Here is an 18,623-nt window from a genome sequence, read left to right as displayed (position 1 = left end):
TGACCCCGGCTTTGTGCGGGCGTATCCCCTCGCATGCCTGTCACAACGGCTTCCTGGCGTGATGGGGAAATCTTAATGGAGCACATTCATGTCCCGACAGAACTATACTTTCACTTCGGAATCCGTGTCCGAAGGGCACCCGGATAAGGTCTGCGACCGTATTTCCGATGCCGTACTTGATGCCTTTTTGAACGAAGAACCCGAAGCACGCGTAGCGTGCGAGACGTTTGCCACCACCAACCGGGTTGTCATCGGTGGCGAAGTTGGCCTGTCGGATCAGGACAAGTTGCACGACTACATGGCGCATATCGACGACATCGCGCGCGCCTGTATCAAGGATATCGGCTACGAGCAGGACAAGTTCCACCACGAAACCGTCGAAGTGACGAACCTGCTGCACGAACAATCCGCCCATATCGCGCAGGGTGTCGATGCCGCCGATGACAAGGACGAAGGGGCAGGCGATCAGGGGATCATGTTCGGCTATGCCACGACCGAAACGCCTGCGTTGATGCCGGCTCCGATCCAGTATTCCCACGCGATCCTGCGTCGGCTGGCTGAAGTGCGCAAAAACGGCTCCGAGCCTGCGCTGGGCCCCGATGCCAAGTCACAGCTTTCGGTTGTCTACCGTGACGGAAAACCCGTCGGCGTCAGCTCGATCGTGCTGTCGACCCAGCATCTGGACGCGGCGCTGAGCTCGGATGACATCCGCGCCATTGTCGAACCTTATATCCGCGAGACTCTGCCCGAAGGTTGGCTGTCGGCCGAGACCGAATGGCACGTAAACCCGACCGGCAAATTTGTGATCGGCGGCCCCGACGGCGATGCTGGCCTGACTGGTCGCAAGATCATCGTGGACACCTATGGGGGTGCAGCACCTCACGGTGGTGGCGCGTTCTCGGGTAAAGACCCGACCAAAGTGGATCGTTCGGCCGCCTATGCCGCACGCTATCTGGCAAAGAATGTAGTGGCTGCCGGTATGGCTGAACGTTGCACGATCCAGCTCAGCTATGCGATTGGCGTGTCCAAGCCTCTATCGATCTACGCGGATACGCATGGCACGGGCCAGATCGCAGATGCGGCGATCGAAAAAGCCGTGGGCCAGGTAATGGACCTGACCCCGCGCGGCATCCGCGAGCATCTGCAACTGAACAAGCCGATCTACCAGCGCACTGCAGCCTACGGCCACTTCGGCCGCGAACCCGATGCCGATGGCGGCTTCAGCTGGGAAAGCACTGATCTGGCGGACGCGCTGAAAGCGGCGGTCTGATCTTAGACCAAAGGTTCGCCCATTCGGGCGCGCTCTATTCTGGTGCTTTTTGGGGGCGGCAGGTCTGTTGAGTGGACCGGTCGCCCTCTTGCGTCCGTGGTTTCGGCACAGTATGGGCTCGGCCCATGAGCACCGAGATCCCCCAACGCCCCCGCCGGAACTTTTATGGCCGCTTCAAAGGCAAAACCCTGAAGCAAAGCCAGAAGACCTATCTAAGCGAAGACCTTGATGCGCTGTCCCCGGGTGCGGTCGATTGGGAGAGCAACCCTGAACGCAAGCCGCTGGACTTGCAGGAGCTGTTTGACGGTCGCGACGTCTGGCTTGAGGTCGGCTTTGGTGGTGGTGAGCACCTGGTGCATCAGGCTGCGCGCAATCCTGACATCGGCATCATAGGGGCCGAACCTTACATTAACGGCGTCGCCATGTTGTTGGGTAAAATCCGGCAGGCTGGGGTCGAGAACCTCGCTGTGCATCCTGGCGATGCGCGCGACCTGTTCGATGTTTTGCCCGAGGCCAGCATCTCGCGTGCATTCCTGCTCTATCCCGATCCGTGGCCCAAGACGCGGCACCATCGTCGCCGCTTTGTGACACAGGAACATCTGCAACCGCTGGCGCGGGCGCTGAAACCGGGTTCGATCTTTCGGGTCGCGACTGATATTCCCGACTATGTTCGCCAAACGCTTGAGGAAGTGCCACGCGCCGGGTTCGAGTGGCTGGCCGAGCGCCCGGCTGACTGGCGCGAACCATGGGACGATTGGATTTCCACCCGTTACGAACAGAAGGCTCTGCGCGAAGGGCGCACGCCGCATTACCTGACCTTCCGCCGCACAGGCTGATTGCCGCTGGACCAACCGGCCCCAATTCGCTAAGCGGCTAAGGCACTGATAGCGAAAACAGGAGCCCCCATGTCCGGACACGGCACGCCCATCCCGATGACCTCATATCCCTGCGGTCCGCTGACCGGAACGGCAGAGGTGCCCGGCGACAAGTCGATCTCGCACAGGTCGCTGATTTTGGGCGCGATGGCGGTGGGTGAGACGAAGATTTCCGGCCTGCTGGAAGGTGAGGATGTTCTGGACACTGCCAAGGCCATGCGCGCCTTTGGTGCCGAGGTCACGGATCACGGCGGAGGGGAATGGACCGTGCATGGCGTGGGCGTTGGCGGCTTTGCCGAGCCGGATCAGGTGATTGATTGCGGCAATTCGGGCACGGGTGTGCGGCTGATCATGGGTGCGATGGCGACCTGCCCGATCTCAGCCACGTTTACCGGCGATGCCAGCCTGAACAAACGCCCCATGGCGCGGGTGACGGACCCGCTGGCGCTGTTTGGGGCGCAATCGGTTGGCCGCTCGGGTGGGCGTTTGCCGATGACCATTGTGGGTGCCGCCGAACCGGTTCCGGTGCGCTATGAGGTTCCCGTTCCGTCGGCGCAGGTGAAATCCGCTGTGCTGTTGGCCGGTCTGAACGCACCGGGCAAAACCGTGGTGATCGAAAAAGAGGCCACCCGCGACCATTCCGAACGGATGCTGGCCGGGTTCGGCGCAGAGATCACCGTTGAGGATACCGATGAGGGCCGGGTTATCACTCTGACCGGTCGCCCCGAGTTGAAACCGCAGGTTATTGCCGTGCCGCGTGACCCGTCCAGCGCGGCCTTTCCTGTTTGCGCGGCGCTGATCACGCCGGGTTCGGATGTGCTGGTGCCGGGCATTGGCCTGAACCCGACCCGCGCGGGGCTGTTTACCACGCTGCGCGAGATGGGTGCGGACCTGACTTATGAGAATGAGCGTGAAGAGGGTGGCGAGCCGGTCGCTGACCTGCGCGCGAAATACTCGCCCAACATGAAGGGCATCAACGTGCCGCCGGAACGCGCGGCCTCGATGATTGACGAATACCCGGTGCTGTCTGTGGTTGCGGCCAATGCCACGGGCACCACGATGATGGGCGGGGTGAAAGAGCTGCGCGTCAAGGAAAGCGACCGGATCGACGCCATGGCCCGCGGGTTGCGTGCCAATGGCGTGACCGTGGATGAGGGCGAGGATTGGTGGTCGATTGACGGTCTGGGCATCGGCAATGTCCCCGGCAGCGGCACCTGCGAGAGCTTTCTGGATCACCGCATCGCCATGTCGTTCATGGTGATGGGAATGGGAGCGAAATCGCCGGTCTCGGTTGATGATGGCGGCCCGATTGCGACTTCGTTCCCGATTTTTGAACCGCTGATGGCTGCGCTGGGCGCCAAGGTCGTACGCACATGAGCTTTACGGTCGCCATAGACGGCCCTGCAGCTGCTGGGAAGGGCACGATCTCGAAAGGGGTTGCGGCACATTTCGGCTTTGCGCATCTGGACACCGGGCTTTTGTACCGCGCGGTGGGGCGGCGGACGCTGGAAAAGATGGAGCCCATCGCGGCGGCCGAGGCCCTGACCGCCGAGGAGTTGCAGCAGGGCGATCTGCGCACGGCCGAGATCGCTCAGGCCGCGTCGAAAGTGGCGGTGATCCCCGAGGTTCGCGCGGCTTTGGTCGATTTCCAGCGCGCCTTTGCCCGACGGGATAGCGGCGCAGTGCTGGACGGGCGTGACATCGGAACCGTGATCTGCCCCGAGGCCGAGGTCAAGCTGTTCGTCACCGCCAGCGCCGAGGTGCGCGCTGAACGGCGGTATCTGGAACTAAGCGCCAAGGGCGACGATGTGACCCGTGAAAAGGTCCTTGCTGATGTGCGCGAGCGCGATGCCCGCGATGCCGAGCGGAGTACAGCCCCGATGAAACCGGCTGAGGATGCCGTTTTGCTGGATACTTCGGACCTCAGCGTCGAAGAGGCCCTGGCACAGGCCATTACGCTGATCGCAGAACGCAAGCCCGCGACGCCGTAGCGCCGCGGGTGATCGCTGCGAGGTGTCGGGATTACAGCTCGCCGACTGCGATGCTTTTGATATTCGACCACTGACCATCAGCTGTTTTTGCTGTGCCGGGGACGTCTTTCAGGAAGGCGGCGCGGGTTTCTGCATTCAGGAACAGGTACAGCTTGCCATCTGCAATCAGGTACTGATCCGGGTCGCCATCAAATTTCTTCCCGACCGACACACCGAACGAGCAGAAACCGCCATGTTGGGGCAGATACGCCGCCGGGTTGGCCTCGAACGCGGCGAGGTTATCCGCCGAGGTGAAATAGTACGATGCGCCATCATAAGTCGCCGAGTGGTTGGCAAAGCCTTCCACCGGATTGCCATTTGTCACCAGCGCCACTAGGTCGACACCATGCGCCGCCAGTGGAGCGCCCGCTGCTGAAATGCCGTTCGAGACGTTGATTTCGTCTGCTGCAAAGGCCGGTGCAGCAACCAAGGGCAGGGCGGCGATCAGGGTGGTCAGGATCAGAGATTTCATTGCGTTTCCTTACGTGCTTTGGACTCAGAGCGGTCGGGGTATCCGTCGCTGAAACAAATCTAACAACGCTCAACCGAACGAACTATGACAGAAAGGACTTACAGTTTTGCAGATCGTTCAAAATTGCGGCGCTTCTCGGTGATGCCTTCACTAAGCTTTGTTTGGTCACGTGACCTGCTGCCTTTTATGCTGACACTGAAACCAGCGGGAGCCTCGCCATGATCCGACTAGCCTTTTTCATGATATTTCTGGCCACAGGTCTGGCTGCTCAAGAGGCGCAAGAGACCCCGGTACTGGAACCTCCCATGACCTATGAACGGCTGGGTAAAATTCTGTTTGCATTGGATCCCGAGGCACTGCCGCAAGGTCCGGGTTTTCAACTAACATTGGGCGACGTCCCGGTTTTTGTTGTTACTGATATCAACGCCGACCGGATGCGGGCCATGGTGGCGATTGTCAGTGCGGCCGATCTGTCGCCAGCGGATCTGCAGCGCGTGATGCAAGCGAATTTCGACAGTACTTTGGATGCACGCTATGCCATAGCCAATGGTACATTGTGGGCGGCCTATATCCATCCGTTGTCGGCGCTTGAGAAGGATCAGCTGATCTCGGGTCTGGCGCAGACAGTGAACATAGCCAAGACATATGGCACGCTCTATTCCGGTGGTGCGGCCGAGTTTGGGGGCGGTGACAGTCAGGGTTTGCAGCGCGCCCTCATCGAAGAGCTTTTGAAGAAGGGCGAGGAAATCTGAACGCCGATGTCGCGGCGCAGACTTCTGCTATCTGGCAACATTTCCAAAGCACCGGTCATAGGCTCTGGCTAGGTTAGGGAAAGCTGTTATAGTCCCCCAAAACAAGGGGGAGCAGAGCCTAATGAGCAAGCGTTTGAGCAAGATTACCATCGTGGGTGGTGGCACAGCGGGGTGGATGACCGCGTTGATCCTCGAGATGGTGTTTTCCCGCACATCCGCCCCCAAGGACCGCCCCCGCATCTGCCTGATCGAAAGCCCAAATATCTCGACCGTGGGTGTGGGCGAAGCAACCGTGCCGCGTATGCCGGTCACACTGCGTCAGGCAGGCATATCCGAGCGCGATTTCTTCCGCGAAACCAACGCGTCGTTCAAATTGGGTGTGAAGTTCTGCAACTGGAACAAGGACGCCAACGGCAATCGTATCGACTATATGAACCCATTCGCGCATGGCCAGTTGCTGGAAGGGTTGGAGGCCTCGGAATATTTCCTGCGCTTCGGCAACGGGGATCGGGATTTTACTCAATCCATAGCCCCGCATGATGATCTTGCGCGGCTGTGCAAAGGTGCGCGTCCTTTGGGCGCGCCGGAGTTCGAACAACGGTTCGGCTATGCCTACCATCTGGACGCGGTAAAATTCGCCGGGATGCTGACGAAGGTCTGCACCAAACGTGGCGTCGAGCACATTCAGGATGAGGTTCAGGCGGTTGAACTGGACGAACAGGGCAATGTCAGCCACCTGATGCTTGAACGCAAAGGCCGTCATGACATCGAGATGGTCGTGGATTGCACCGGATTCCGGGGGTTGATCATCAATCAGGCTCTGGGCGAGCCGTTCATGGATTATTCGGACTATCTGCCCAATGACCGGGCCATGGCGTTGCAGGTCGAACATCCCAATCCGGAGAAGATCGAAAGCGCCACGCGCTCGACCGCGTTGGGGGCGGGTTGGACGTGGCGAGTGCCATTGTTCAATCGCGTAGGCACGGGCTATGTGTATTCTTCGGCGCATCGGACGGATGATCAGGCAGCCGATGAATATCTTGAGTGGCTGGGTGACAGCGGCAAGGGTCTTACGCCACGTGTGATCCCGATGCGGGTTGGGCGAGTGCGCAATGCCTGGGTCAAGAACTGTGTGGCCATCGGCCTATCGGGCGGCTTTATTGAGCCGCTGGAAAGCACCGCGATCCATATGATCGACCACGCCATCCGTTGGTTCGCGGAACATCTGCCGACGCGTGACATCGAGCCGTCGTTGCGCGCGCGCTATAACCGGCAGATGGACAAGCTCTACAATGAGGTGCTGGAATTCATCTGTCTGCATTACCGGTTGGGCAACCGCACGGATGACCAATACTGGATCGACGCGCGGACCGAGATGAAAATCCCCGATCGTCTGGCTGAGAATCTTGAGCTTTGGCAGCACCGCCTGCCGATGGAGCATGATGTGGAGTTCGCCACCCTGTTCGACCATCGCGTATTCCAGACTGTACTGTTGGGCAAGCAAGTCTATGACACGGGCTATGGTACAGGTATCCGTGACCGTATCCGACCGCTGAAGAAACCGATTTGGTTCCAGTGGTGGAAGGGTGCGAAGGTAGACCTTGCGCAGATACTCAAATCCATGCCGGACCACAAAACGCTGCTGCGCGATATTCGTGGCGAGCTTGAGAAACCGGCCTTCGGCAAGCCAGCCAAACCGACAGTGGCGATGCCTGGCACGAAACCGGCCCCAGTGGCGGTCCAGAACATGCCGAACTTTGCCGAGATTCAAAGTGGTGCAAAGGATCTGCAACTGTTTTGAGAAGTTTGGGCGCTTTGCGGCGCCGCGTCTTTAGCATGGAAAGGGCGGTGAATTGATCCCGCCCTTTTTGCATTTGGAGTGCTTGTCTAACCAAACCTGAAATGTAATAACATTACAATTAATTTTGTGGCGAGGTTTGCCATGCGACGAAACAATACCGGGCGAGGCGGTCGTAATCTTTGCAGCGGTCTAAAGCGGCGGCGCAGGGTGTCTCCGATGCGAACCTATGATTCCCTGCCGCCTGAATTGCGCGGCTGGTTGGCAGCGGCATGCCTGCCGTGGAGCCCGGCCTCGGCGCTGAAGATCTGGAACCGGTCGGGCGGATCGACGGATATTGCCGGAGCGCTGTCCCGACTGGATGCCATCGAACGGTCGATGTTGCAGAAGGACGCAGGCATCTGGCACATGAAAGATAGCCGAGCAGCCAGTAACTAAGGGCTTTGCTCTTGCACATTACCTGAATTCGGCCTATACGCGCGCTGTCTGAACAAGGGCGGTCAACGTCCGGATGACGTATCTGAGCAGGGCCGGGTTACCTCGGCCCTTTGCGTTTGTGTAGTCAGATGCGCACCGGGTCACGCCAGAGGACACCATGAAACAAGACCGGCGGAGACAACCGCTCGGCCAGCAAAAACGTACTGTAAAGGAAAACAACGCCACATGGCTAACGCATCCATGGAGGAATTCGAAGCCCTCCTGAATGAAAGCTTCGAAATGGACACACCCGAAGAGGGTTCTGTTGTCAAAGGCAAGGTTCTGGCGATCGAAGCCGGCCAAGCCATCATCGACGTCGGCTACAAAATGGAAGGCCGCGTTGATCTGAAAGAATTCGCAAATCCCGGCGAAGCCCCTGAAATCGCTGTAGGCGACGAGGTCGAAGTTTACCTGCGCGCCGCAGAAAACGCCCGTGGCGAAGCCGTCATCTCGCGCGAGATGGCCCGCCGCGAAGAGGCATGGGACCGTCTGGAAAAAGCATATGCCGACGACCAGCGTGTCGAAGGTGCAATCTTCGGTCGCGTCAAAGGTGGCTTCACCGTCGATCTGGGTGGCGCAGTTGCGTTCCTGCCCGGCTCGCAGGTTGACGTCCGCCCCGTGCGCGACGCTGGCCCGCTGATGGGTCTGAAGCAGCCGTTCCAGATTCTGAAAATGGACCGCCGCCGTGGCAACATCGTTGTGTCGCGTCGCGCAATCCTGGAAGAATCGCGTGCCGAACAGCGTGCCGAAGTTATCGGCAACCTGTCCGAAGGTCAGACCGTCGAGGGTGTCGTCAAAAACATCACCGAATACGGTGCATTTGTTGACCTCGGCGGCGTTGACGGCCTGCTGCACGTCACCGACATGGCATGGCGTCGTGTGAACCACCCGTCCGAGATCCTGACGATTGGCGAAACCATCAAGGTTCAGGTCATCAAGATCAACAAAGAAACCCACCGCATCAGCCTGGGCATGAAGCAGCTGCAGGAAGATCCGTGGGATCTGGTTGCTGCGAAATACCCGCTGGGCTCGGTCCATCAGGGTCGTGTCACCAACATCACCGACTACGGCGCGTTCGTCGAGCTGGAAGCTGGTGTCGAAGGTCTGGTGCACGTGTCCGAGATGTCCTGGACCAAGAAAAACGTCCACCCCGGCAAGATCGTTTCGACCAGCCAGGAAGTCGACGTCATGGTTCTGGAAATCGACGGCGCCAAGCGTCGTGTCTCTCTGGGCCTGAAGCAGACTCAGCGCAACCCATGGGAAGTGTTTGCAGAAACGCACCCCGAGGGCACCGAGGTCGAAGGCGAAGTCAAGAACATCACCGAATTCGGTCTGTTCATTGGCCTCGAAGGCGACATCGACGGTATGGTTCACCTGTCGGACCTGTCCTGGGACGAGCGTGGCGAGGATGCGATCCAGAACTACCGCAAAGGCGACATGGTTTCGGCCGTCGTTTCGGAAGTTGACGTCGAAAAAGAGCGTATCTCGCTGTCGATCAAAGCCCTGGGCGGTGACAAGTTCGCCGAAGCCGTGGGTGGCGTGAAGCGTGGCTCGGTCATCACTGTCGAAGTCACCGCGATCGAAGATGGTGGTATCGAGGTGGAATACGAAGGCATGAAATCCTTCATCCGCCGTTCGGACCTGTCGCGTGACCGCGCCGAGCAGCGCCCCGAGCGTTTCTCGACCGGTGACAAGGTTGACGTCCGCGTCACCAACGTTGACAGCAAAACCCGCCGTCTGGGTCTGTCGATCAAGGCGCGCGAAATCGCCGAAGAGAAAGAGGCCGTGGAACAGTACGGTTCGTCGGACTCGGGCGCGTCGCTGGGCGACATCCTGGGTGCAGCGCTGAAGTCGGGCGACTAAGCCCGGACCTCAGTCCAAGCAGAATTTGCGGCCCCGCATGAGAGTGCGGGGCCGTTTTTGTTGCGAATCAACACGTTCCGATTTGCAGGCTTTATTCATCTGTGGTTCACGATTTGCCGGCCAATTCCCCGACAAGTGCAAAAATTCGCGTGAGTTTGACGTAGAATCAAGGTCGCACACACAGAGTCAACGTTCCCCCGAACCAAGTTTTTTTCTATAGTGATCAGAATAATAGACATGGTAATCCGGTCGCCTGGGAGGGTAACGCACATGATCCGTTCAGAACTGATTCAGAAAATCGCCGACGAGAACCCGCATCTCTACCAACGCGACGTCGAGCGGATCGTGAATACTGTGTTCGAAGAAGTGACGGACGCCATGGCCCGCGGGGACCGGGTGGAACTGCGCGGATTTGGCGCGTTTTCCGTCAAAAAGCGCGACGCGCGGGTTGGCCGTAACCCTCGGACAGGTGAGACTGTTCAGGTGGAAGAAAAATGTGTTCCATTTTTCAAGACAGGCAAGTTGCTAAGGGACCGTTTGAACGGTAAAGCCTAAGGCATGATGCGCTACATTCGATATGCTTTTCTGGCGACCCTCGGGATCGTCCTGATTTCGGTTTCGCTGGCCAACCGCGAAGCCGTTGAACTGACCTTGATGCCGCAGGCGATTGCCGATCTGGTTGGGGTTAATTTCAGCATCGCTCTGCCCTTGTTCATTGTGGTTCTGGGTAGCATCGTGGCCGGTCTGGTCATCGGTTTCCTGTGGGAATGGCTGCGCGAGCACAAGCACCGCGCGGATGCGTCGGCCAAGACCGGCGAAGTCCGCAAGCTTGAGCGTGAGGTCAAGAAGCTCAAGAAGAAACAGAACGAAGGCAAGGACGAGGTCCTCGCCATTCTGGATGAGGCCAGCTAGGGCACCATGTCCGATATTTCGGTCAAAATATGCGGTCTGACCGCCCCTGATCACGTACGCGCTGCGGCTGAGGCCGGGGCGCGTTATGTAGGGTTTGTGTTTTTCCCCAAATCGCCCCGACATCTGGAAGTGGAGGCAGCTGCAGAGCTGGCCCATATAGTGCCCGTCGGTGTGGCCAAGGTTGCGCTGACCGTCAATGTCTCGGACGCGGAACTGGACAGGCTTGTCGCGGATGTACCGCTGGACATGTTGCAACTGCATGGCAAGGAAAGCCCAGACCGCGTGGCTGAGATCCGGCAGAGTTACGGCCTGCCTGTGATGAAGGCCATAGGTGTGGCCGAGCCCGAAGATCTAATGGCGATTGATCTGTATTCTGAGGTGGCCGACCAGTTGCTTATCGACGCTAAACCGCCGCGCAACGCGGACTTGCCCGGCGGGAACGGTCTGGCCTTTGACTGGCGCCTGCTGGCTGGTCGCAAATACTGGCGGCGTCCGTGGATGTTGGCGGGTGGTCTGACCCCTGGCAACGTGGCCGAGGCTGTCCGCATGACCGGGGCACAACAGGTCGATGTATCCTCGGGTGTCGAAAGCGCGCCTGGGGTCAAGGATGCCGGTCTGATCCGCGCATTTGTTGACGCAGCGGGCTGATACGTTTTGCCATGGCAAATCCCGCCGCTACCTCCTATGAACTACGGGAATGACGAGGGAGACACCCATGGCCAACGATCTTTTCAATTCCTTCATGTCCGGCCCGGATGAGCAGGGCCGTTTCGGCATCTTCGGCGGGCGGTTTGTCAGCGAGACGCTGATGCCGCTGATCCTGTCGCTGGAAGAGGAATATGAGAAGGCCAAAGACGATCCGACCTTCTGGGCCGAGATGGATGATCTGTGGGCGAACTATGTGGGTCGTCCCTCGCCGCTGTATTTCGCGGAACGCCTAACCGAACACTTGGGCGGCGCGAAGATCTACCTCAAGCGCGACGAGCTGAACCACACCGGCGCGCACAAGATCAACAACGTGCTGGGCCAAATCATTCTGGCGCGCCGTATGGGCAAGACCCGGATCATCGCCGAGACCGGCGCAGGGCAGCACGGCGTGGCCACCGCCACAGTCTGCGCCAAGTTCGGCTTGAAGTGCATTGTCTATATGGGTGCCCATGACGTGCAGCGTCAGGCCCCCAACGTGTTCCGTATGCGCCTGCTGGGGGCCGAGGTGATTCCGGTCACGTCCGGTCGTGGCACGCTGAAAGACGCGATGAATGACGCGCTGCGCGATTGGGTGACGAATGTGCGCGACACGTTCTACTGTATTGGCACCGTAGCCGGTCCACACCCGTACCCTGCAATGGTCCGCGATTTCCAGTCGATTATCGGCAAGGAAGCCAAGGAACAGATGATGAAGGCCGAAGGTCGTCTGCCCGACACGATCATTGCCGCCATCGGTGGCGGATCGAACGCGATGGGCCTGTTCTACCCGTTCCTTGACGACAAATCCGTCAATATCATCGGTGTCGAGGCTGGTGGCAAAGGTGTAAACGAGAAGATGGAGCATTGCGCCTCGCTGACCGGCGGTCGTCCGGGCGTGCTGCATGGCAACCGCACCTATCTGCTGCAAGATGATGACGGACAGATTCTGGAAGGCTATTCGATTTCGGCCGGACTGGACTATCCCGGTATCGGGCCGGAACATTCGTGGCTGAACGATATTGGCCGCGCGAACTATGTCTCGATCACCGACAAAGAAGCACTCGAGGCGTTCCAGCTCTGCTGCGCTACCGAAGGGATTATCCCGGCGCTGGAACCCAGCCACGCGCTGGCCCACGTGATGAAAATTGCGCCCGACCTGCCCAAGGATCACCTGATCTGTATGAACATGTGCGGGCGGGGCGACAAGGATGTGCAGACCGTGGCCAAGTATCTGAACTTCGATATGTCAGATACCGAAGGGCGTACGGCGGGCTAAGCGCCATAGCGTTAAACGTTTGGAGCCGGCCCCAAAACAGGGCCGGTTTTTTTGACCGCGCCCACAAGAGGGCCCGCGCGGCGGTCTATTGATGTCGCAAACCAGAGGTTCAGTCAGGTCTCAATCACCTGCAGCCGCGTGGTCGCGTAGTATATCCAGCGGCACCACTTCTAAGGCGCGTTGGTGTGTGGCCTCAAGGTGTACCATGGGCGCGCAGCCTTCGTCATGCGCTTGCAGGAACCGCCCGGCGCACAGGCACCAACGATCCCCGGGTTTGAGGCCGGGAAAGTCGAACTCTGGTCGAGGGGTGCTCAGGTCGTTGCCGACATATTTGGAAAAAGCCAGAAACTCGGCTGTCATCACAGCGCAGACGGTGTGGCTGCCCTGATCCTCGGGGCAGGTGTTGCAAGCGCCGTCGCGAAAGAACCCGGTCAGCGGATCGCGGGAACAGGGCGCAAGCACGCCGCCCAGTACATTTATGCTGTCCTGTTTCTGCATAATCCGACTTTACAGGCTTTGCGCGATGCTGCGGAACATTTCTACATTGGCCTCATTCACCCCGTCATCGCGGAATTTACGGTCCGCGCCGGTTGTTACGATCAGAACGCCCCGAGGCTGATCGAAATAGATATATTGGCCATAGACGCCGCGGGCCAGAAACTCACCCTCATGCGCGCCGACGGGAATCCACCACTGATAGCCATACCCGATCTTGCCCGCCTGTGTTGGGGCGCTGGGCAGAACGGATTCGGCGATCCAGTCGGCAGGGACCAGTTGCTGCCCCCCATAGGTGCCATTTTGTAGGATCATCTGCCCAAAGCGGGCGAAATCACGGGTGGTAAAGTTCAGCCCGCCCAACACAAAGGCCACTCCGGCACCGTCCGCCACATAGTAACCATCCTGTTCCAGACCTAGCGGCTGAACGATCTTTTCGGTCAACAGATCCGAGACGCTGCGCCCGGTCGCCCCTCGGATCACCATGCCAATGACATGTGTGTCGATGGACACGTATTGCCATTGCGCGCCGGGTTCTACGAAAGTGTCCTGCAACGAGGCCGCGAAATCGTCCAACTCACCACCCAAGGCCACCACGCGACCCATCCGATTGATATCGGAGTTCGGGTCGAAATAGTCTTCGTTAAAGGTGACGCCACTTGCCATGTTCAGCACGTTGCGGACTGTTGCGCCATCATAGGCCGTTCCCGCCAGCTTGGGCGCATATTGCACCACCGGATCGTCCAGCGACCCGATCGCGCCTTCGGCCAGCAGGATGCCGAACAGGGCTGATAGATAGCTTTTCGCAACCGACCATGAAATCCGGTGATCGTCGGGTCCGGTGCCCAGATAATATTCCTCAAACCGGATCTCGCCATCCTGCATCACCAGCAGGGACGTCACCGCCCGGTCCTCGGTCCATTGATCGGTGCCCTCGGGCAGGTCGAATCCAGCGCCATAGGGCAATTCGCTGGTTGGGCCGTTGCCACGGGGCAAAGCGACCGTTAGAAACGCCTCATCCATATGAGAGAAATTGTGGACGATCTTTTCTTCTGCAAACAAAGAGTTCACGGCCATGAGCCGCTGAATTTCTTCGCGCTTCCAGACCCCGACAACGATTGCGGCTAGCGCCAGCATCAAGGCGACGCGCAACATCCACTTCAGCAGTGATCTCATATGTCTCCTCCCATAGACGTGCCGCATTGGACCGCGTGCGGCAGCCATCTGCAATCAGGACGTTACGGCAAGAGCTAAGGGGCTATTTGAACTTATCCAGCAGTTTCTGCATCGCCGAGCGGTCATCAACCTGTGGTTCCGGCTTTGGTTGGGGCGCAGGTTTTTGCGCTTTGTCTGCAGTTTTCGACGATCGCGGCGGCGCGGTGCGCATGGCAACCGCGTTCATGAACTTGCCACCGTCACCATCGGCCAGATGCCCTGCACCATCCGAGACACCGCGTAGCACATCATCCAACCAGTCGGTATCAGCCTTGGCGAAGTCGCCCAGAACATAGGGCGAGACCATCTCTTTCCGCCCCGGGTGCCCGATCCCAAGGCGCACCCGGTCATAGGCGGGGCTGATATGTTCGTGGATTGACCGCAGTCCATTGTGCCCCGCATGCCCGCCGCCTGCCTTGACTCGCACTTTGCCAGGGACAAGGTCCAACTCGTCATGGAAAACGGTCACGTCGGTTGAGTCCAGCTTGTAGAACCGCATCGCCTCGCCCACGGACTGGCCTGAGCGGTTCATGAAGGTTTGCGGCTTGATCAGCAGAACCTTTTCACGGCCAAGACGACCTTCGGCGATCTCGGCCTGAAACTTGGATTTCCAGGGGCCGAAATTGTGATCTTCGGCAATCCGGTCCACGGCCATAAAGCCGATATTGTGCCGGTTGCGAGCATATTTCGATCCGGGGTTCCCCAATCCGACAAACAGTTTCATAAGAGCGCCCTTGTCTGATGCTACAGGTTGATGCCACGGTTTGCCCCCTGCTTTCCAGCCCACAGGGCAAAAGAAAACGGGGCCTGGATCAGGCCCCGCTTCAAACTCCAAACACCGGGTCTGGGTTTATTCTTCGGTTGCGTCCTGGCCGACGACTTCAACCTCATCCGCGGCCACTTCTTCGCCTTCCTCATCGTCGCTGGACGACAGGCCGGTCGGGGCCGAGATGTTGGCGATCACGAAGTCACGGTCAATGGTCGGCTTGGTGCCTGCGGGCAGGTCAACCGACGAGATGGTGACAACGTCGTTGATGTTCAGACCGGTCAGATCAATGGTGATCTTCTCAGGAATGTCACCAGCGGTGCAGACCAGCTCAACCTCGGGACGGACAACAGTCAGAACGCCGCCCTTCTTGATGCCGGGCGCTTCGTCTTCGTTGACGAACTCAACGGGGATGAACAGCGCGATCTTGGTGGTCCGGCGCAGACGCATCAGGTCCAGGTGGGTCGGCAGGTCTTTGACTACGTCACGCTGAACGTCGCGGCAGATGACGCGAACGTCTTCGTGGCCTTCAACCTTCAGGTTCCACAGGGTCGACTTGAATCGGCCTGCTTTCAGGCGCTTGAACAGAACATTGAACGGGATGTTGATCGGCAGCGGCTCTTTGTCGCCACCAAAAACAATGCCCGGAACCATGCCGTCGCGGCGTGCTTGACGAGCGGCGCCCTTGCCTGTCCCCGTCCGTTCCAGAGCTACGAGATCAGGAATCTCACCAGCCATGATATATCTCCAAATGTTAGGGCGGGCATCCTCCAAGGCTGTATGCCCGCGTGAAGCCGCGTCCTTAGCTTGATTCATTGGATTTGGAAAGGGCTTTTTTGAGCCATCGTTTTTTTGCGAGGCTCTGCCTCGCGCTCCGGGATATTTGGGGCCAGATGAAGAGCGGATCCAGACTTCATCTGGCTGAAAATATCCCGGGAGAGGCGCCCGGAACGGGCGGCGGGGGCAGAGCCCCCTGACCCAGTGATCACTTTTGCCAACGGCCCCCGAAATCTTCGGGCACCAACAGGTTGTGCGGCCCGACGTCCCCGAGATTGCGTTCACCGCACAGCGCCATTGTTGTGTCGAGTTCCTTGTGGATCACCTCCAGCGCGGTGGTGACACCTTTTTGTCCCATCGCTCCCAGACCATAGACAAAGGCGCGGCCAATATAGGTGCCTTGCGCACCCAGGGCGACGGCTTTCAAGACGTCCTGGCCCGAGCGTATGCCACTGTCTAAATGGACTTCGACATCATTGCCTACGGCGTCCATGATTTCGGGCAGTACCCGGATTGAACTGAGCGCGCCGTCCAGTTGGCGACCGCCGTGGTTTGAGACAACAATCGCATCCGCCCCCAGCTTGGCGGCCATCTTTGCGTCTTCGGCGTCCAAAATGCCCTTGAGGATCACCTTGCCGCCCCATTGCTCCATCAGTTTTTCGACCTTGTTCCAGTCGAGGCTGGGGTCGAACTGCTCGGCCGTCCACGCGCCAAGGGATGACGCATCTGATATCCCTTCGACATGGCCGACGATGTTGCCGAATTCGCGGCGCTTGGCGCCCAGCATCTCAATCCCCCAGGACCATTTGGTCATGAGGTTTGCGATAGTTTTAGGCGTCAGCTTTGGCGGTGCTGACAAGCCGTTCTTGAGGTCTTTGTGCCGTTGGCCCAGGATTTGTAGATCCAGTGTAATGACCAACGCGGAACACTTGGCGTCCTTGGCTCGTTGAATGAGGCGGCTGACATAGTCCTGATCTTTCATCGTATAGAGCTGAAACCAGAACGGTTTGGTCGTGTGCTCTGCCACGTCTTCGATCGAGTTGATCGACATGGTGGACAGGGTGAAGGGCACGCCGAACTCCTCGGCGGCTTTGGCGGCCTTGATCTCTCCGTCCGCGTGTTGCATGCCCGTCAGACCGACCGGGGCCAAGGCGACCGGCATTGACACGTCCTGACCAATCATCTGCGATGCGGTTGAACGCCCTGACATATCGACGGCAACCCTTTGCCGTAGGCGGATGTCATCGAAATCCGAGCTGTTGTCGCGGAAGGTCTGCTCGGTCCAGCTGCCGCTTTCCGCATAGTCATAGAACATACGCGGGACACGCCGCTCATAGATGCGTTTGAGGTCTTCTATGTTGGTGATGACGGGCATGAAGCAGGCTTTCGTAGGATTGGTTCACTTTGTTTACCAATCTTTATGCCGCGTCGCAATGTAAGGTTTGAGCAGGATTTTAGTGCGCTAACACAAAACCGCGACTGGGGCCTCCAGGCGCGGTTCATGGTCTTGATGTCGAGCAGGGCAGGGTCAGGCGGAGTGTGCGCCGTCAGATAGGGATTTTACGAAATCCAGAACCTCGGCCACCGGTTTGCCATCCGCGATTTGGCTGACAATGGCGGATCCCACTACGGCCCCGTCAGCAACGCTTGCAATGGCCTGCGATTTCTCGGGCGTGTTGATGCCGAAGCCGACGATGACGGGCAGGTCTGTGGCGGATTTGATGCGGGCCACTTCGGGGCCGACATTGGTGGCCTGGGCCTCGGCCGCGCCGGTGATACCGGTGATTGAGACATAGTACACAAAGCCGGACGTGTTCTGCAAAACGCGCGGTAGGCGCTTGTCGTCGGTCGTCGGGGTCGCAAGGCGGATGAAGTTCAGACCTGCATCCTGCGCAGGCAGGCAGAGTTCGTCGTCTTCTTCGGGCGGCAAGTCCACCACGATCAGCCCGTCGATGCCAGCTGCTTTGGCATCGGCCAAAAAGGTTTCTACCCCACGGCTGTAGATCGGGTTGTAGTATCCCATCAGAACAATCGGCGTCGTGTCATCCGTTTCGCGGAATGCACTGGCCAGGTCCAACGTGCGCTGCAAGGTCATCCCTCCGTCCAGGGCACGCTGACCTGCGGCCTGGATGGTCGGACCATCCGCCATAGGATCGGTGAAAGGCAGGCCAAGCTCGATCACGTCCACACCGGCCCCCGGCAATCCTTTGACGATCTCAAGCGAGGTGTCAAAGTCGGGATCACCAGCCATGATATAGGCAACGAAAGCCTTTTTACCCTCGGCCTTGAGAGCGGCGAACTTGGCGTCGATACGGGTCATCTGCGGTCCTTGCATTCAGGTTTGAACCTGATGTGCAGAAACTTTCGCCGGAAATCAATCCCGACCGCTCAGATTGGCCTAGAACCCGTAGTGATACCGCAGGAACAGTGCGTTGACGCCGGGGTTGAAGCTTTCTGTGCTGGCGTTCGACTTGTGAGTGACAGCCAGCGAAATGGCGTTGCCGCTGTCCAAAGTATAGCCAACACCCAGAAGGCTACGAATCTGAAAGCCACCACCCAAGTCATTGTCGCCGTTAGAGGCGTTAAAGTAGCCTGGCATCACACTCAACTCAGCGAACCAGCGATCCGAGAAGGAATAGATGCCCACCAGACCTGCGCCGATATGCGTGTCACCGTCGGTGTCGACAGTCAGGGCTGTACCCAGACCAGCGCTGAAACGCGTTGCTTCGTGAAACGGGCGATGCTGGTATTCTAGCGAAAAGACGCCCTGATCGTCGCCGTTGCCGTTAGAAAAATCCGCAAAACCCGCGCCAAAGATGACAGATTGGGCCTGTACCGAGGTTGCAGCCACGAGCAAGGCGACAGAAGTAAGTAACGCTTTCATTGGGTTCTTCGTCAATTAATTGTGTGTGTGTTCCTAATTGGGGACCATGACCCGCGCGGTTCAACTCACGCAAG

General features: G+C 58.8%; 20 protein-coding genes and 1 riboswitch. Of the genes, 12 read left to right on the top strand and 8 right to left on the bottom strand.

Annotation, left to right across the window (positions count from 1 at the left end; genetic code table 11):
• Positions 1-34 precede the first annotated feature (34 nt).
• Positions 35-83, top strand: a riboswitch (SAM-SAH riboswitch).
• Between the two features lie 5 nt (positions 84-88).
• From metK to cmk, 4 genes are all read left to right on the top strand, one after another.
• On the top strand, positions 89-1,270 hold the full coding sequence (metK, locus tag ACR0DB_RS03790; RefSeq protein ID WP_170782922.1) for a methionine adenosyltransferase: 1,182 nt from the start codon (positions 89-91) through the stop codon (positions 1,268-1,270).
• 125 nt (positions 1,271-1,395) lie between these two features.
• On the top strand, positions 1,396-2,106 hold the full coding sequence (gene trmB, locus ACR0DB_RS03785; RefSeq protein WP_480548970.1) for a tRNA (guanine(46)-N(7))-methyltransferase TrmB: 711 nt from the start codon (positions 1,396-1,398) through the stop codon (positions 2,104-2,106).
• 69 nt (positions 2,107-2,175) lie between these two features.
• Positions 2,176-3,522, top strand: a complete 1,347-nt coding sequence (aroA, locus tag ACR0DB_RS03780) for a 3-phosphoshikimate 1-carboxyvinyltransferase (RefSeq protein ID WP_480548968.1) — start codon at positions 2,176-2,178, stop codon at positions 3,520-3,522.
• Positions 3,519-4,136 carry a (d)CMP kinase gene (gene cmk, locus ACR0DB_RS03775; protein ID WP_480548966.1) on the top strand — a complete coding sequence of 206 codons (618 nt, stop codon included), beginning with the start codon at positions 3,519-3,521 and terminating at the stop codon, positions 4,134-4,136. Before aroA ends, cmk begins: the two co-directional genes overlap by 4 nt.
• 31 nt (positions 4,137-4,167) lie before the next feature.
• Here the strand turns inward: cmk and ACR0DB_RS03770 are convergent, their stop codons facing one another.
• A complete protein-coding gene (locus ACR0DB_RS03770) occupies positions 4,168-4,647 on the bottom strand; it encodes a YHS domain-containing (seleno)protein (protein ID WP_480548964.1) in 480 nt (159 codons plus the stop codon).
• A gap of 218 nt (positions 4,648-4,865) precedes the next feature.
• On the opposite strand from ACR0DB_RS03770, the gene ACR0DB_RS03765 reads away from it, so the two are divergent.
• The 8 genes from ACR0DB_RS03765 to trpB all read left to right on the top strand — a co-directional run bounded on the left by ACR0DB_RS03765 (position 4,866) and on the right by trpB (position 12,412).
• Positions 4,866-5,399, top strand: coding sequence for a hypothetical protein (locus ACR0DB_RS03765; protein WP_480548962.1), 534 nt, complete (start codon positions 4,866-4,868; stop codon positions 5,397-5,399).
• Between the two features lie 121 nt (positions 5,400-5,520).
• Positions 5,521-7,200 (top strand): tryptophan halogenase family protein, encoded by a 1,680-nt coding sequence (locus ACR0DB_RS03760; protein WP_480548960.1) that lies wholly within the window; start codon positions 5,521-5,523, stop codon positions 7,198-7,200.
• Positions 7,201-7,341: 141 nt separating this feature from the next.
• Positions 7,342-7,635, top strand: coding sequence for a DUF6525 family protein (locus ACR0DB_RS03755; protein WP_480548958.1), 294 nt, complete (start codon positions 7,342-7,344; stop codon positions 7,633-7,635).
• A 225-nt stretch (positions 7,636-7,860) separates the two neighbouring features.
• Positions 7,861-9,537: a 30S ribosomal protein S1 gene (gene rpsA / locus ACR0DB_RS03750; protein WP_170769919.1), complete on the top strand. Its 1,677-nt coding sequence runs from the start codon at positions 7,861-7,863 to the stop codon at positions 9,535-9,537.
• A gap of 270 nt (positions 9,538-9,807) precedes the next feature.
• A complete protein-coding gene (ihfB, locus tag ACR0DB_RS03745) occupies positions 9,808-10,092 on the top strand; it encodes an integration host factor subunit beta (RefSeq protein WP_050603110.1) in 285 nt (94 codons plus the stop codon).
• A 6-nt stretch (positions 10,093-10,098) separates the two neighbouring features.
• Positions 10,099-10,449, top strand: a complete 351-nt coding sequence (locus ACR0DB_RS03740; RefSeq protein ID WP_170770593.1) for a LapA family protein — start codon at positions 10,099-10,101, stop codon at positions 10,447-10,449.
• A 6-nt stretch (positions 10,450-10,455) separates the two neighbouring features.
• A complete protein-coding gene (locus ACR0DB_RS03735) occupies positions 10,456-11,097 on the top strand; it encodes a phosphoribosylanthranilate isomerase (protein WP_480548956.1) in 642 nt (213 codons plus the stop codon).
• Between the two features lie 67 nt (positions 11,098-11,164).
• A complete protein-coding gene (gene trpB, locus ACR0DB_RS03730) occupies positions 11,165-12,412 on the top strand; it encodes a tryptophan synthase subunit beta (protein WP_480548954.1) in 1,248 nt (415 codons plus the stop codon).
• A 120-nt stretch (positions 12,413-12,532) separates the two neighbouring features.
• Here the strand turns inward: trpB and ACR0DB_RS03725 are convergent, their stop codons facing one another.
• The 7 genes from ACR0DB_RS03725 to ACR0DB_RS03695 form a co-directional block, all read right to left on the bottom strand.
• A complete protein-coding gene (locus ACR0DB_RS03725; RefSeq protein WP_170769922.1) occupies positions 12,533-12,910 on the bottom strand; it encodes a DUF2237 family protein in 378 nt (125 codons plus the stop codon).
• A 9-nt stretch (positions 12,911-12,919) separates the two neighbouring features.
• Positions 12,920-14,083 carry a serine hydrolase domain-containing protein gene (locus ACR0DB_RS03720; RefSeq protein ID WP_480548952.1) on the bottom strand — a complete coding sequence of 388 codons (1,164 nt, stop codon included), beginning with the start codon at positions 14,081-14,083 and terminating at the stop codon, positions 12,920-12,922.
• An 82-nt stretch (positions 14,084-14,165) separates the two neighbouring features.
• Positions 14,166-14,846 (bottom strand): aminoacyl-tRNA hydrolase, encoded by a 681-nt coding sequence (gene pth / locus ACR0DB_RS03715; RefSeq protein WP_170782914.1) that lies wholly within the window; start codon positions 14,844-14,846, stop codon positions 14,166-14,168.
• 126 nt (positions 14,847-14,972) lie between these two features.
• Positions 14,973-15,626, bottom strand: a complete 654-nt coding sequence (locus ACR0DB_RS03710) for a 50S ribosomal protein L25/general stress protein Ctc (protein WP_480548950.1) — start codon at positions 15,624-15,626, stop codon at positions 14,973-14,975.
• 247 nt (positions 15,627-15,873) lie between these two features.
• On the bottom strand, positions 15,874-17,040 hold the full coding sequence (locus ACR0DB_RS03705) for an alpha-hydroxy acid oxidase (RefSeq protein WP_480548948.1): 1,167 nt from the start codon (positions 17,038-17,040) through the stop codon (positions 15,874-15,876).
• Between the two features lie 153 nt (positions 17,041-17,193).
• Entirely contained in the window at positions 17,194-17,985 is a 792-nt protein-coding gene (gene trpA / locus ACR0DB_RS03700) for a tryptophan synthase subunit alpha (protein WP_170782913.1), read from the bottom strand.
• 78 nt (positions 17,986-18,063) lie between these two features.
• Complete coding sequence (locus ACR0DB_RS03695) at positions 18,064-18,549, bottom strand: acyloxyacyl hydrolase (protein WP_170782912.1); 486 nt, start codon at positions 18,547-18,549, stop codon at positions 18,064-18,066.
• Between the last annotated feature and the right edge of the window lie 74 nt (positions 18,550-18,623).

This window comes from Ruegeria sp. AB6 (assembly GCF_056542685.1).
The sequence above is the reverse complement of the archived record's forward strand: the minus strand, read 5'-3'. Positions and strand labels throughout refer to the sequence as shown.

What these genes read in the sequence shown, in the direction of transcription:
- cmk (WP_480548966.1), top strand. Translation starts at nt 3,519, where the DNA reads ATGAGCTTTACGGTCGCCATAGACGGCCCTGCAGCTGCTGGGAAGGGC.
- trmB (WP_480548970.1), top strand. Translation starts at nt 1,396, where the DNA reads ATGAGCACCGAGATCCCCCAACGCCCCCGCCGGAACTTTTATGGCCGC.
- ACR0DB_RS03710 (WP_480548950.1), bottom strand. Translation starts at nt 15,626, where the DNA reads ATGGCTGGTGAGATTCCTGATCTCGTAGCTCTGGAACGGACGGGGACA.
- ACR0DB_RS03735 (WP_480548956.1), top strand. Translation starts at nt 10,456, where the DNA reads ATGTCCGATATTTCGGTCAAAATATGCGGTCTGACCGCCCCTGATCAC.
- ACR0DB_RS03765 (WP_480548962.1), top strand. Translation starts at nt 4,866, where the DNA reads ATGATCCGACTAGCCTTTTTCATGATATTTCTGGCCACAGGTCTGGCT.
- ACR0DB_RS03695 (WP_170782912.1), bottom strand. Translation starts at nt 18,549, where the DNA reads ATGAAAGCGTTACTTACTTCTGTCGCCTTGCTCGTGGCTGCAACCTCG.
- ACR0DB_RS03725 (WP_170769922.1), bottom strand. Translation starts at nt 12,910, where the DNA reads ATGCAGAAACAGGACAGCATAAATGTACTGGGCGGCGTGCTTGCGCCC.
- metK (WP_170782922.1), top strand. Translation starts at nt 89, where the DNA reads ATGTCCCGACAGAACTATACTTTCACTTCGGAATCCGTGTCCGAAGGG.
- ACR0DB_RS03740 (WP_170770593.1), top strand. Translation starts at nt 10,099, where the DNA reads ATGCGCTACATTCGATATGCTTTTCTGGCGACCCTCGGGATCGTCCTG.
- ACR0DB_RS03760 (WP_480548960.1), top strand. Translation starts at nt 5,521, where the DNA reads ATGAGCAAGCGTTTGAGCAAGATTACCATCGTGGGTGGTGGCACAGCG.
- ihfB (WP_050603110.1), top strand. Translation starts at nt 9,808, where the DNA reads ATGATCCGTTCAGAACTGATTCAGAAAATCGCCGACGAGAACCCGCAT.
- aroA (WP_480548968.1), top strand. Translation starts at nt 2,176, where the DNA reads ATGTCCGGACACGGCACGCCCATCCCGATGACCTCATATCCCTGCGGT.
- ACR0DB_RS03770 (WP_480548964.1), bottom strand. Translation starts at nt 4,647, where the DNA reads ATGAAATCTCTGATCCTGACCACCCTGATCGCCGCCCTGCCCTTGGTT.
- rpsA (WP_170769919.1), top strand. Translation starts at nt 7,861, where the DNA reads ATGGCTAACGCATCCATGGAGGAATTCGAAGCCCTCCTGAATGAAAGC.
- ACR0DB_RS03705 (WP_480548948.1), bottom strand. Translation starts at nt 17,040, where the DNA reads ATGCCCGTCATCACCAACATAGAAGACCTCAAACGCATCTATGAGCGG.
- ACR0DB_RS03720 (WP_480548952.1), bottom strand. Translation starts at nt 14,083, where the DNA reads ATGAGATCACTGCTGAAGTGGATGTTGCGCGTCGCCTTGATGCTGGCG.
- pth (WP_170782914.1), bottom strand. Translation starts at nt 14,846, where the DNA reads ATGAAACTGTTTGTCGGATTGGGGAACCCCGGATCGAAATATGCTCGC.
- ACR0DB_RS03755 (WP_480548958.1), top strand. Translation starts at nt 7,342, where the DNA reads ATGCGACGAAACAATACCGGGCGAGGCGGTCGTAATCTTTGCAGCGGT.
- trpB (WP_480548954.1), top strand. Translation starts at nt 11,165, where the DNA reads ATGGCCAACGATCTTTTCAATTCCTTCATGTCCGGCCCGGATGAGCAG.
- trpA (WP_170782913.1), bottom strand. Translation starts at nt 17,985, where the DNA reads ATGACCCGTATCGACGCCAAGTTCGCCGCTCTCAAGGCCGAGGGTAAA.